Origin of the sequence: Thiocapsa sp. C2-2m (assembly GCF_041903745.1) — a bacterium.
GTDB lineage: Bacteria > Pseudomonadota > Gammaproteobacteria > Chromatiales > Chromatiaceae > Thiocapsa > Thiocapsa roseilacustris.
In genome coordinates, this window is the sequence record NZ_JBBWVD010000016.1 from 93,480 (window position 1) to 106,272 (window position 12,793).

Consider the following 12,793-nt stretch of genomic DNA (forward strand, 5'->3'; position numbering starts at 1 on the left):
TTTCCGGAAATCACCTTAGGCGATTTCCGGGAATGAGCATCCCGGCCGTGCATGCCTCCAATGGTTACCGGGCGACTAAAGTCGCCTCTACATGTTGGTCAATGCATTCCCGGAAATCACCTTAGCTTTCACCCCTCACCTTCACCCCTCATCCTCCACCTTAGACCGGGATCGGACGGAGATCCGGGTTTTCCCGATATAGGGTTTACCCTATAGGTGATTTCCCCTATACTCCTCGCCAGGTTATCAACTGACCGGCATCCAATGCGCCACCCGCGGCGCCCGCCGGCCGATTGCAGAAACGGTCCTGCTTATGAATAAAACGCTCATCTTCGCCTCGCTCGGGGTGTTTCTTCTCGTCTCGGGCCCGGATGCCGAGGCACGCGTCAAACCGGGGCATGCTCAAAAGGGCATCGCCTCCTTCTACCACGACAGCCTCCATGGTCGGAAGACCGCAAGCGGGGCCATTTACAACAAGAACATCCCCAGCGCAGCACACAAGACCCTTCCCCTCGGCAGCAAGGTCCGCGTGACCGACACCAAGACCGGCAAGAGCATCGTCGTCAAGGTCAACGACCGCGGCCCCTTCGTGAAAGGCCGAATCATCGATCTCTCCCGCAGCGCCGCACGCGAGTTGGGGATGATCAAGAAGGGGCTGGCGAAGGTCGAGGTCGAGGTGCTGAGCATCCCGAAGGCACGCGGCTCCTGATCCGACCGCATCCATTCCGCTCACTCCCATCGAAACATCCAGGCCGCGAAGGTCAGCAAGAGGAGTGCGAGACCGGCCAGCAGGCCGATCTGGGGAAGGACATCAACCACGCCTGCGCCGTCGATCATGACGGCCCGCGCACCTTCCACGACATGGGTCAGCGGCAAGAATCGGGACAGGATTTGAGCCGCGCCGCTGGCCCCCTCCATCGAGAACCACACCCCCGAGAGCAGCAGCATCGGCCAGGAGATGAGGTTGAGCAGGCCGTCCGCGACCTCCTCCGTGCGCAGACGCGAGGAGACGATCAGTCCGAGGCTGATCAGACAGAGCGCTCCGGCCACATAGACCAGCAGCAAAGCAAGGTAGGAGCCGCGCATCGGGAAGTCCAGCAGAAGACTGGCGCCGATGTAGACCACGAGGCTCGCCCCGAGAACCACCAGCAGACGCGAGAACACCTGCGCGGTGAGAAACTCCCACGGACTCAGCGGCGTTGCCTTGAGGCGACGTAGCACGCCGTTCTTGCGGTAGCGCACGATCACCCAGCCGACACCCCAGAGACTGGAGAACATAATGTTCATCGCCAGCACGCCGGGCAGCACCCAGTCGACATAGCGCAAGGCAGTACCGCTCACGGTCACGCGCTGCGGGACGGCGCCAGCAGCCGACGAACCTTGACCGTCTGACCCTTGCGAACCCTGTAAGAGACGCTCGACGAGATACCCGTTGGCCGACTCGGAGTTCACCCAGTAGCGCGGACGATCGCCCGGATCCAACAAGAGATCCAACTGATGGCGCTCCACCTTGGCGATCGCCGCCGCCGGGTCGATCACCGGGATGAACTGGATATGACGGGTCTGCAGGAACGGGAAGGCTGCGGACGCTGGTGCAGGGTCGTCGGCAAGCACACCGACCTTGAAGACGTCCGGGGCGGTGTCGCTGAAGATGAAGGCAAAGGCCAGAACCATCATGATCGGCATCATGATGTTCCAGGAGAGCCCGGCCCGATCGCGATAGAACTCGCGGTTACGGGCGACGAGGATGGTCAGGATACGGCGCCACATGAGATGTTCCGAGTGTTTGGAGGACAATCCGCAAGATCGAGGCCGTACGATCGAGACCGAGGGATCGAGCACGCCGGAGCCCCACGGAGCTAAACCGCGTCCAGTGCGAGACGCGCGTTTTCGAGTGAGATCGACAATGGGCGTATCCACGACCCTTCGCGCGGACGCGGTTTAAAATAATATATTTCTCAGCATCTTAAATCGCGCACACTCCAGCGGTCGTGACGTCTGCCGGGGCCGAGCCGATCCCAAAAAACATCGCATACCGCGCCGGGCGCGGTTTAAGACCGCAGATCATGTCCGGTCAGTTTCAGAAAGAGGTCTTCGAGATTCGGCGTCGCCACCCTCAGATCCGTCAGATCGGCCCCGACGCGCTCGATCTCGGCCAACATCGGCGGGACCTCCTCGGCAAAAAGCTCGATGGTCCCGTCGCGCCGCTCGGCCGTCGGCGGAAGTGCAGCCCCGACGGGCCACGCGGACTCGGGAAGGCGAATCACGGTGGCCGGGAAATGATCCCGAACCAAACGCGCCGGTTGCCCCTCGGCGATGATCCGCCCGTGATCAACGATCGCAATTCGATCGCAGAGCCGCTCGGCCTCTTCCATATAATGCGTGGTCAAGACGATGGTCTTGCCGCGCCGACGCACCGTCTCGATCAGACCCCAGAAGTTGCGTCTGGACTGCGGATCCAGACCGGTCGTCGGCTCGTCGAGAAACACCAGGTCCGGGTCGTTGACCAAGGCGATGGCCAAGAGCAGGCGCTGGCGTTGGCCACCCGAGAGCTTGCGCGTATCCCGATCCAGGATCTCCGCGAGATTGCACAGCCGAATGAGCTCGTCGCGGTCCGCGGTGCGCCGGTAGAGGGTCGCGAACATGTCGAGCGACTCGCGCACCGTCTGAAAATCCTGCAGCGCGGTCGCCTGAAACTGGATGCCGACCGATTCGCGATAGGCGCGATCGAGCGGCCGGCCGCGATAGAGCACGGTGCCCGAGGTCGGGGTCTGGATGCCCTCCAGCATCTCCAAGGTCGTCGTCTTCCCGGCCCCGTTTGGACCCAAGAGCCCAAAACACTGACCAGCTTCGACACGAAAACCGATACCATCCACGGCGCGCACGCCAGGATAGACCCGGACAAGATCATGGGCTTCGAGCAGAATAGTCACAGCGGCAGAGTATACGCGATTCGTCCCGAGCCCAACGGGCGGAGCCCGGGCGGGATCGCAAGCACTGCCCGATCGCATGCCGCGGGCCAAACCCTCGTGGCGCAGGTCTGGACCAATGCCATCGCCGCCCTGATTTCGCTTTTCATGGTCACAGCCTGCACCTCCCCGAATATCGTCGAATCCCCCGACACGAGCAGCGGGTCGACTGGCCTCGGCCTCGACCACGCACGGATGGACGACGGCTATCGTCTGCCCCTGCGCGTTTGGAGCGGCGCCGACCCCCCGCAAAAGGTCGTGCTCGGGCTCCACGGCTTCAACGACTACGCGAACGCCTTCGCCCCCTTGGGCCGTGAGCTTGCGGCTGCGGGCATCACCACCTACGCGGTCGACCAGCGCGGTTTCGGCGCCGCCGCCTTGCCCGGTCGCTGGCACGGCAGCGGCCGTCTCGCCGCGGATCTACGTCATCTGGTCGATCTGCTGCGCGCGCGCCATCCGAATGCCCGTCTCTATGTGGCCGGCGAGAGCATGGGCGGCGCCGTCGTACTGACCGCCACGGCGCAGGGGCCACTGCCGGTCGACGGACTGATCCTGATCGCACCCGCGGTCTGGTCGCGCGACACCATGCCCTGGTATCAACGCCTCGCCTTGGACGGTGCCGTGCACACCCTACCCTGGCTGAAGCTGACCGGCGAAGGCATCCGTCTCAGTCCGTCCGACCATATCGAGATGCTGCGGGCGATGGGCAAGGATCCGCTCGTCATCAAGGCGACCCGGGTCGATGCCCTCTGGGGGATCACCGACCTGATGGACCGGGCGCAAGCCGCAGCGGGCCGACTGCAGACCCCTGCCCTGCTGCTTTACGGCGAGCAGGACGAGATCATCCCCAAAAATGCCTTTTGCCGCTTCCTGGCGAAACTACCCGTCAAGGATCCGAGTCTGATGTTCGTTCTCTACGAGCACGGATGGCACATGCTGCCGCGCGACCGCCAAGGGGCACGCGTACGCGCCGATATCGCGGCCTGGCTTAAAGACCGAAATGCCTCGCTGCCGTCGGGCGAAGCCACATCGCCACACGGACCGCGGGCGAGCGCATTTTGCCGCAAGACGCCGTAGGTTGCGCCGACGATAGGAAGCGCAACCCTGCCCGTGCTGAAGTTGTGCCTCGCTCGGCTCGGCACAACCTACGGCAGACACGCGCGCAGTACTGACACAAGCCGCGCCGGGGACATATCATCTAAGGTGAAAGGTGAAAGGTGAAAGGCCAACCTGCCACCGACTTTGACCTTTGACCTTTGACCTTTCCATTCCGACCGGAGATCCACCATGGCCTTCACCCGTCGTCGCTTCACCCACACCATGATCGGCGCACTCGGCGTCGCAATGCTGCCGCTGCGTCCCGCCGCAGCCAACCTGGTCGAGGGTCGCGATTGGCGCGCCGTCTCGCCGCCGCAGCCCGGGACGACTCCCGATAAGATCGAGGTCCTCGAATTCTTCTCATACGGCTGCCCGCATTGCATGGACCTCAACCCGGTTATCAAGCCCTGGGCCGCCAAGCTGCCGGAGGACGTCACCTTCCGACAGGTCCCGGTGACCTTCGGTCGGGCCGCTTGGAACAATCTCGCGCGACTCTTCTTTGCGCTGGAATACAGCGGCGACCTGGATCGACTCAATCAAGAGGTCTTCGTGGCGCTGCATCACGACCGGACCAAGCTCTTCACCGAGAAGGACGTCTTCGCATGGGTCGCGAGCAAGGGCGTGGACGTCGCGACCTTCGAGCCCTTGTTCAATTCGTTCGCGGTCGAGACTCAGATCAAACGCAGCGACACCCTTGTCGAGCGTTATCGCGTCGATGCAGTGCCCATGATCACTGTCGGCGGTCGGTACGTCGTGGTCGGTCAGCAGGCTAAAGGCTTCCCCGAGATGCTCGCGATCGCCGACGACCTGATCCTGATGGCGCGCGAGCAGACGGCGGCGACTTGACCGAACCCGCGCCATCAGCCGGGCCGCTTCGCGACGCCGAGCAGACTTCCCGATCGGCCGAGGTCGCGCCGATGCGGGACACGCTCGCGGCCGCCGACGCCGAGCGCGTCTCGACCGGACTTTCCGGACTGGACCTCGTCCTGGACGGCCTGCGCATCGGCGATAACGTGGTCTGGCGCATCGACGATATCGAGGACTACCGCGGCTTCGTCGATCCCTTCGTCGCCCAGGCCGTCGCGGGCGAGCGCTCCATCATCTATTTGCGCTTCGGCCGACATGCGCCGTTGGTCGCACCGGGGCCGGGCATCAAGATCGTCTCGATCGACGCCCTGCGCGGCTTCGAGGCATTCACTTGCCACGTCCACCGCCTGATCACGGACTACGGCCGAGGCGCCTTCTACGTCTTCGACTGTCTCTCCGATCTGCTCTCGGCCTGGGCCACGGACCTGATGGTCGGCAACCTCTTCCAGGTCATCTGCCCCTATCTCTATCGGCTCGACACCGTCGCCTATTTCGGTCTTCTCTCGCGCAGCCACTGCTACACCACCATGGCGCGGATCCGCGACACCACGCAGGTCCTGATCGATGTCCGACGCGCCGAGAGCGGCTGCTACGTCCAACCCGTCAAGGTCTGGCAGCGCCAGTCGCCGACCATGTTCCTACCGCACATCCACCAGGGCGAGGCATTCTTCCCCGTGGTCGACAGCAGCGACGCGACCCGGCTCCACGCGGATCTCGAACGCCGTAAAGGCGAGACCACGCAGCGCCAGCTCGACTACTGGGATCGGCTCTTCCTCGATGCCGCCGAGGTCCTCAATCAAGACGCCGACGACGAGCGACGCCGCGCGGTTTTGGAGCAGCTCTATCCGATCCTGATCAGCCGCGACGAGCGCATCATCGCCCTTGCGCGTCGCTATCTCGGTCTGCAGGACCTTCTCGAGATCCGGGCGCGCATGATCGGCAGCGGCTATATCGGCGGCAAGGCGGTCGGGATGCTGCTCGCACGCCGCATCCTGTTGCAGGACGATCCCGAGCGCTGGGGGCGTCATCTCGAGCCGCACGACTCCTTCTTTCTCGGGTCCGATGTCTATTATTCGTATCTGGTGCACAACGGCTGGTGGCCCAGGATCATGCGCCAGCGCACCGAGGCGGGGTATTTCACAGAGGCCCAATCCCTGCGCGAGGACATGCTGCGCGGCCGGCTTCCGGAAGAAGTCCGCTCGGAGCTCGAGCGGATGCTCGACTATTTCGGGCAGTATCCGATCCTGGTGCGCTCGAGCAGCCTGCTCGAAGACGGCTTCGGCAACGCCTTCGCCGGCAAATACGAAAGCCTCTTCCTGGTCAACCAAGGCTCACCCGAGCAACGGCTGGCCCAGCTCGAAGAGGCGATCTGCCGCGTCTTCGCCAGCACCATGAGCGAGGACGCCCTCACCTACCGCCGCCAACGCGGGTTGGCCGACCTCGAAGAGCCGATGGCGCTGCTCCTGCAACGCGTCTGCGGGCGCTATCACGGGCGCTATTACTTCCCGGATGCTGCCGGTGTGGGCGTGTCGCGCAATACCTTCGTCTGGGAAGAGTCCATGGACCCGACCGCCGGCATGGTCCGTCTGGTGATGGGTCTCGGCACCCGTGCGGTCGACCGCATCGAAGGCGATCACGCCTGCGTGGTGGCGCTTGATCAGCCGCACAAACGCCCCTTCCGCGATCGCAACGACGCCATGCGCTTCTCCCAGCATGACATCGACGTGCTCGACATCTCCGACAACCGTCTAAGCACGCTCGCCGTAAGACACCTAACGAGCGACCCTGAGCTGCCGCTGCGCTGGTGCGCCGAGCTCGACCGCGAGGCGACTCAACGCTCGCGCGAGCGCACCGGTGGCAACCCCGTCTGGCGCCTGACCTTCACGCCGCTCCTGCGCGAGACCCCGTTCGTCGAGCTGATGCAGCACCTACTCAAGACCCTGGAAGCCGCCTACGCCTACCCGGTCGACGTCGAGTTCACCCTGCATCTCGCCGCGGACGGCACCCCATCCTTCAGTCTCGTCCAGTGCCGACCGCTGCAGACACTCGGTCTCAACCAACGCGTCGAGCTCCCGGACGCGGTGCCGAGCCGGCGGCTCTTCTTCGCGACCGACGGCCATTTCATGGGCGGCAACATCGACCAGCCGATTGCACGCATCATCCATGTCGACGGCCCGCGCTACAGCGCCCTGACCACGGTGCAGAAGTTCGCCGTCGCCCGCCTGGTCGGACGGCTCAACCGTCGCATCGCCGATCGCGACGACTGCCCCACCCTGCTGATCGGACCCGGCCGCTGGGGCACCAGCTCACCCGAGCTGGGCGTGCCGATCCGCTTCGCCGATATCAGCCGGGTCGCCGTTATCGCCGAGGTCGCCGAGCTCGGCGACGGCATGGTGCCGGACCTGTCCTTCGGCTCGCACTTCTTCCAGGATCTCGTCGAATCCCAGATCGCCTATGTCGCCCTCTTCCCGCACCTCGGCGAGGCCAGCTACAACCCCGGCTGGCTGAGCGCCCTGCCGGCATCCACTCGACTCCCCCTCGACCTCGAAGACCCGCCGGACGACGCCGTCGCGGCCGCCCTCACCTGGCTCGATTTGCGCGATACCGGTCTGCGCGTGGTCGCGGATGTCTTGTATCAGCGGTTGGTGTGTTATCAGGCGGCGGGCTGAGGGCCGAGCTCGGCGGCACCACCTTGCCGCCGACCCTTCAACGCTGGCTCCAGCTCGAAATGCCTCTCACGGAGACACGGAGCAGCAATTCCAAACTTGACTCCTCGGCGGCCGGCAAGCCCATGGGACCGCCGACTTCAGTCGGCGAGGATTCCTGCAAGCAGGGGCCGGCTACGCCAATTACCTCTGGCTCCCACGCTCCGGAGATCGTGAAAGAATTCGCCGTAGGCCGGGGTGAGGAACGAACCCCGGCATCCGCGGATTTACAACCGGTTGAAATGCCGGGGTTCGCAAGCTCACCCCGACCTACGCCATGCTGTCTTTCGGCCCATCGCAGGAGTATTTGCGCAGTCTCTCCGGCGTGGGAGCATAGTCGCGACGCTCCGGCGTCCCATGGCAGGCCCAACGCGCCAAGCCCCGGACCATGCCAACCGCGCGCTGCCGCCAGCCGCAACGCATGCCGTGCAGCGGCGTACGCCATTCGCGACGCGACGCTGGAGCGTCGCTGCCTTGCTCCCACGCTGGAGAGATCGGGCACGTATTCGCCCAACCACTCATCGGCGTTCAAACGTAGGCTGAGGTGAGCTTGCGAACCCCAGCATTTCATTGCCTTACGGAGCGGGGGATGCTGGGGTTCGTCCCTCACCCCAGCCTACGCAGAATAGTTGCACAGTCTCTGGAGCATGGGAGCCAGAGAGAATGAACCTGAACCCTTTCCGCTTTCCGCTCGCGATCGCGATTGCCGTGGTACGTCCCCGATTCCTTCACGCCGCCGCGTGACGGTGGCTGGGTCCAATCGCCGGATGCGGAAAACCGCATATCCGGTGGTGTGGGAGAGCTGACGGGCGCAATCCCGTCAGCCCGACCTGTTCCTATCCCACCCCTACCACCCCTACAGGGTCTTGGGGGAAACCGGGGACGTACCACGCGATCCATGCGGTTCCTTGGCCTTGCATCCTGAGCGCGCTATCGCAGGGGTAGCCGGCAAGTTGCTGGCTGAGTGGCTTCAAACCTCAGGAATCGTATGAAGCACCAGATCTCCGCTGCGCTTTGCCTTAAGCACCTGGTTCGTCAGATCCCCCGCGCAGTGATCGTTGACGAATCGCATCGCCTCCTGCAAACGTTCCCACTGCGTTTTCCGATCCAGACCGGCTTCACGAAACGCGATCACCCCGGGATGCAACTCGACCCCGTGGGCAAGCTGGATGAAATCACCGACATTCACCGTCACGACAATCTGGTTATTCGCATAGGCATGACGCCAGACCTGAATGTCGGGCTTGCCCTGAAGTCCCACGTCGACGGCGGCACTGGCGTCCAACCCCTGCTGGTTCGCCCAAGCGGCAAGCTGGGGTGACAGATTCTCGTCGATCAGCAGCTTCAAGGCGCGGTCGCGGTCAGCCTGATCTTCAGTGGTCCCGGCGGTCGGCCCGGCGCCTGGCCCATGCGTGAGCGTAGCTCGGCATAGCGCAGGGCTTTCTCGCTGAGCTGGGGGTAATCTTCGGCGATCTCGGAAAAAGGCACGCCCATGCGAAACTGCTCGACGAGATGCACGACCGGCACGCGTGTGCCCTTGAACACCGGCTCGCTGGAACAGACGTCGGGCCGGTTTTCGATCAGGTCTTCTCCTTGCAGGACTGTTCGCAACGCGCTGTGAGTGCTGTGCACGATCTTGGTCAGGTCGAGCGTGATCGGTACGTCGCCGGCACGCACCAGTTTGCGCCCCGTTCGACGCCAGCCGCCAACCTCACCGGCTTTGACCGTCAAGACCTTATAGAGCGCGCGCCTGTCCTCTGGGCTCAACACCAACCCCTCGCGCTCCAAGGTCCCCTTCAACTTGAAATAGAGCACCTCGCGAAACCGCAGACGGTGACGCTTGAGCCCGTCGGTCTGCGCAGGCATATGCAACACGCGGAAAAACTCCTGGCGCATCAGTTTGGTTTCCGGGCGAGCGAGCCGATCCGTCACGTCCGGACCGCTCGTCACAAACGCCGACTCAAGTCGGCGGTCCCACGGGTACCGGTCGCCAGGTGAGGCATTGCCGCAGGATGATCCCGGGCAGCGGCAACCGGACGTCGGCTTGGCCCGCGCGCGGCTCGGGTGGGCGCCGAGGGTGGCGTTGCGGGATGGGTTGAAGCCGACGATCGGGTATTTTGACGGGTTGTTGCGGAGGGTTGCTTGAGTCTCGGCTCTCGTGTGTGGTGGCCAAGGACAATCCTCACTAAAGTAGTCGTTCTAGCCATATCACCCATTTAGGGGGCAGCATGATTGTCGTGACTTCGGTCGCAGCCCAGAGCCGTTTCGGAGAGTTGATCGATCGGGCGCAGCGGGAGCCGATTGAGATGACGCGCCGCGGGCGGCGCCCTGGCTCCTTTGGGGGGCTCCCGAAGGGCGAGGCGAGAGGCGCTCGGCGCCGTTGTTGCCCGAGCTCGAAAGAGGGTCACTCTTCCTTCGCTCGCGCGCCTAGCCGCCGAACACTTCTCGCCTCGCTGAGCACGCAAAATAAGGTGGAACGGGGTACCGGGGGCCTGTCGGACTTCGCCGACGCCACGCGGCGGTTCGCGATTGGTCGATGACGTCGGCCGCGCCGCATCCACCGAACGCCGCTCCGGCCCGGTCATCGGCGCTCCCGGCCACCGGGGATGATGGATGCGCTGCGCTTATCCGCCCTCCACAATATGGGTGGCCGCGCCGGGATGTCCGGTTACTTTAAATTCCATGACCGCGAACCTGTACTGTGGTCGTAAAGAAAGGCGCTCATGCTTCTGATCTATCTTGATATCTGTTGCTACAACCGACCGATTGACAATCAGAGCCAGCCGTTGGCTCGGCTGCAGACCAAGGCCGGATCGGTACGCGAGAGCTGGGTCTCGCCGGTCTCGGCGAGGACCTCAAGCTGATCACGCCGGCGCCGAGCACGCTCCTGCAGCGCGGCGAGCTGCTCGGCAGTGAGTGTGGGCTGCCGGGCCGGACGCCTCGCCCGCATCGGCGGTGTCGATCTCCTCATGGTCGCGCTCGATGTCGCGCTCCAGTGCCGCCAGCTCCCGCTCAAGCTGCTGTTTGGTTTTGATGCTGCCCGCACTGGCATTGCCGTTGAAGAAACTGCCGTCCAGACCGACTCGGGTGCCGCCATACAGTCCCGGTTCACGGCACAGCAGCATGAACTGGCGATTGACCGCCTTGAGCGCCTTGGCGTTGTCTTTGCGGAAATCGGCAATCGTGTGGTCGCCCGGCTGCAGTCCCTTGAGCAGCCACATGACCCCCAGGTTGCGTTGACACTCGGCGGCCAGCCGCCGGCTGGAGTGCACCCGGTTCAGATCGCCGTAGAGATAGAGCTTGAGCAGGTCGGCCGGATCATAAGCGGGCTGACCGGCACCACCTGCCCCGGCGCCGTGCTTGAACCCCAGTTCACCGACATCGACCAGCAGGTCGACATCGACGCCGATCGCCCGTGCCGGGTTGTCCTCTGCGATGTCATCCTCCACGCTCGGCGGCAGCAACATCGGCTGGCTCGGCTCAAAGCCGCGCTTGTAGCGCCGTCCGCGCAGGACATCGGCCACCGCGGCGGCGGCACGCTTCGGTGCGGGCGTGCCCTCATCCTCGCCCGGCGGCAGGAAGGCGAGCTGCTCGGGCTCAACTGTCCGGTTCCGGCTGGCGGCGACGCTCGGAGCGCGGCTCCGGGATCTCGACGACGCGCTGGGCGGGGTTGGCGACGGTGCGCGCAGGGTGAGCCCGACAGGGACGCTCGTCAAGGCCATGGTCGAGATGGCCTGCGACGCCATCGTGAACACGCCAACGGCCCTGCCCCGGGCAGTATTCAGGTCCGACATCATTCGCGATGCCGAGGGCGAGGTGTCGGATTCCGTGCGCTGGACGCCCGCCGAGAGCCGGTCGTGGAGCTGCCGCTGCTCGGTCTGGTCAGCGCCGGGCAACCGGTCGTGGCCGTCGAGGAGCGCGAGACCCTGACTGCCCAGCCTTACGACATACTTAGGCGAACTCTGGAAACCTTCATACCGGGGGCGTAGGTTGTGCCGAGCCGTGCGAGGCACAACCAAACGTAGGAGGAAGTTGTGCTTCCTATCGTCAGCACAACCTACGGGTATGGAAGTTCGCAGAAATCGCCTTATGCCCCAACCCTCCCGAGACACATGCCCCTTTCACTGCGGCGTACCCTCCGGATCCTCGTAATACGACGGCGCCAACGGACTCTGCGCCCAGCCGAAGTGCTGGATTTACCGAAGCAACCGGCCTACCTCATCAAACGCCACCCCCGCTGCGCCGATAACTCGGCCAGGTGAAGGACACCACAGCGGAGTCGCCTTCGCAGAGCCGGTCCATGATCCGCTCGCCGAGATAACGCTCCATCTCCTCGTCGGTCAGGTTGCCGATCAGGATCGTGGCACGCAGGTTCGCATAGCGGGTATCGAGCACGTCGAACAGCATCGCGCGGCGTTTATCGTCGCTGCCGATCGTCAGTCCGACCTCGTCGAGCACCAGCAGGTCGGGGGCGGTCAGCATCGCCAGCGCCTCGCTTTCCGAGCACGCCGCCCGCGTCGCATAGGTGTCGCGCACCGTGCGCAGCGCGGCCGGGACGGACATGAACAGCCCGGTGTGGCCGGCCCGGATCACGCTCGCGAGGATGGCACAGGCGAGATGGGTCTTGCCGGTGCCGGGACCGCCGAGCAGGAGCAGGCTGTCGCCGTGACAGGCGCCGGCGGCAAAGCGCGCCGCGTAGCTGCGACAGACCATCGAGGCCAGCTGCTGCTCCGGCGTCGTAGCGCGATAGCTCTCGAAGGTCTTCGCGCGAAAGCGCGGGGGTATTCCGCAGCGTCCGACGGCCGATTCGAGCCGGCGTTGCGCCTCGTCCCGGCGTGCGGCGAGGAGTTGTCGGATCTCGCGGCGTCCGTGCTCCGCCAGCTCCTCAAGCGACATCAGCCGGCAGGAGCCAGGGGATGCGATCGGCGACACTGCCGCTCAAGAACGAGCGCCCGTCCACGGATCAGGACGGATCGAGCATCGCCGCAATCGTAAAGCTGATCACGCTCAAGATCAGCACTACAAACCCGACGGTCAGGATGATGTCGTCGTGCGGGACGGACAGGAACTGAACCAATTAGAGCGGTGCGATAGCGGCAAACATCAACACGATGCCGAGCATTCGCATCATCCCGCGTTGCTGTCGGTGGCAGC

11 protein-coding genes are annotated in these 12,793 nt (G+C 64.4%); 5 read left to right on the forward strand and 6 right to left on the reverse strand.

Annotation, left to right across the window (positions count from 1 at the left end):
- The first annotated feature begins 313 nt into the window (after nucleotides 1–313).
- Nucleotides 314–709, forward strand: a complete 396-nt coding sequence (locus AADX97_RS14040; RefSeq protein ID WP_374234229.1) for a septal ring lytic transglycosylase RlpA family protein — start codon at nucleotides 314–316, stop codon at nucleotides 707–709.
- Between the two features lie 20 nt (nucleotides 710–729).
- Here the strand turns inward: AADX97_RS14040 and AADX97_RS14045 are convergent, their stop codons facing one another.
- Together AADX97_RS14045 and AADX97_RS14050 are read right to left on the reverse strand one after the other, a co-directional pair.
- Entirely contained in the window at nucleotides 730–1,770 is a 1,041-nt protein-coding gene (locus AADX97_RS14045; protein WP_374234231.1) for an ABC transporter permease, read from the reverse strand.
- Nucleotides 1,771–2,051: 281 nt separating this feature from the next.
- Nucleotides 2,052–2,933, reverse strand: a complete 882-nt coding sequence (locus AADX97_RS14050; RefSeq protein ID WP_374234232.1) for an ABC transporter ATP-binding protein — start codon at nucleotides 2,931–2,933, stop codon at nucleotides 2,052–2,054.
- On the opposite strand from AADX97_RS14050, the gene AADX97_RS14055 reads away from it, so the two are divergent.
- The 3 genes from AADX97_RS14055 to AADX97_RS14065 all read left to right on the forward strand — a co-directional run bounded on the left by AADX97_RS14055 (nucleotide 2,910) and on the right by AADX97_RS14065 (nucleotide 7,603).
- Nucleotides 2,910–4,046 (forward strand): lysophospholipase, encoded by a 1,137-nt coding sequence (locus AADX97_RS14055; RefSeq protein ID WP_374234233.1) that lies wholly within the window; start codon nucleotides 2,910–2,912, stop codon nucleotides 4,044–4,046. The two genes, AADX97_RS14050 and AADX97_RS14055, sit on opposite strands and share 24 nt — an antisense overlap.
- Nucleotides 4,047–4,256: 210 nt before the next feature.
- Entirely contained in the window at nucleotides 4,257–4,913 is a 657-nt protein-coding gene (locus AADX97_RS14060) for a thiol:disulfide interchange protein DsbA/DsbL (protein ID WP_374234234.1), read from the forward strand.
- Nucleotides 4,914–4,984: 71 nt separating this feature from the next.
- Nucleotides 4,985–7,603, forward strand: a complete 2,619-nt coding sequence (locus AADX97_RS14065; RefSeq protein WP_374234235.1) for a PEP/pyruvate-binding domain-containing protein — start codon at nucleotides 4,985–4,987, stop codon at nucleotides 7,601–7,603.
- A 1,006-nt stretch (nucleotides 7,604–8,609) separates the two neighbouring features.
- Here AADX97_RS14065 and AADX97_RS14070 read toward each other — a convergent pair.
- The 3 genes from AADX97_RS14070 to AADX97_RS14080 form a co-directional block, all read right to left on the reverse strand.
- Nucleotides 8,610–8,987, reverse strand: coding sequence for a DUF5615 family PIN-like protein (locus tag AADX97_RS14070; RefSeq protein WP_374234236.1), 378 nt, complete (start codon nucleotides 8,985–8,987; stop codon nucleotides 8,610–8,612).
- Nucleotides 8,984–9,505, reverse strand: a complete 522-nt coding sequence (locus tag AADX97_RS14075; protein WP_374234280.1) for a DUF433 domain-containing protein — start codon at nucleotides 9,503–9,505, stop codon at nucleotides 8,984–8,986. The genes AADX97_RS14070 and AADX97_RS14075 overlap by 4 nt, the downstream gene beginning before the upstream one ends.
- A 998-nt stretch (nucleotides 9,506–10,503) precedes the next feature.
- Nucleotides 10,504–11,436, reverse strand: a complete 933-nt coding sequence (locus AADX97_RS14080; protein WP_374234237.1) for a transposase — start codon at nucleotides 11,434–11,436, stop codon at nucleotides 10,504–10,506.
- A gap of 60 nt (nucleotides 11,437–11,496) precedes the next feature.
- Here AADX97_RS14080 and AADX97_RS14085 point away from each other — a divergent pair, with 60 nt between their 5' ends.
- Complete coding sequence (locus tag AADX97_RS14085; RefSeq protein WP_374234238.1) at nucleotides 11,497–11,628, forward strand: hypothetical protein; 132 nt, start codon at nucleotides 11,497–11,499, stop codon at nucleotides 11,626–11,628.
- Nucleotides 11,629–11,860: 232 nt separating this feature from the next.
- On the opposite strand, the gene AADX97_RS14090 is transcribed toward AADX97_RS14085, so the two are convergent.
- Nucleotides 11,861–12,535 carry an ATP-binding protein gene (locus tag AADX97_RS14090; RefSeq protein WP_374234239.1) on the reverse strand — a complete coding sequence of 225 codons (675 nt, stop codon included), beginning with the start codon at nucleotides 12,533–12,535 and terminating at the stop codon, nucleotides 11,861–11,863.
- Nucleotides 12,536–12,793 lie beyond the last annotated feature (258 nt).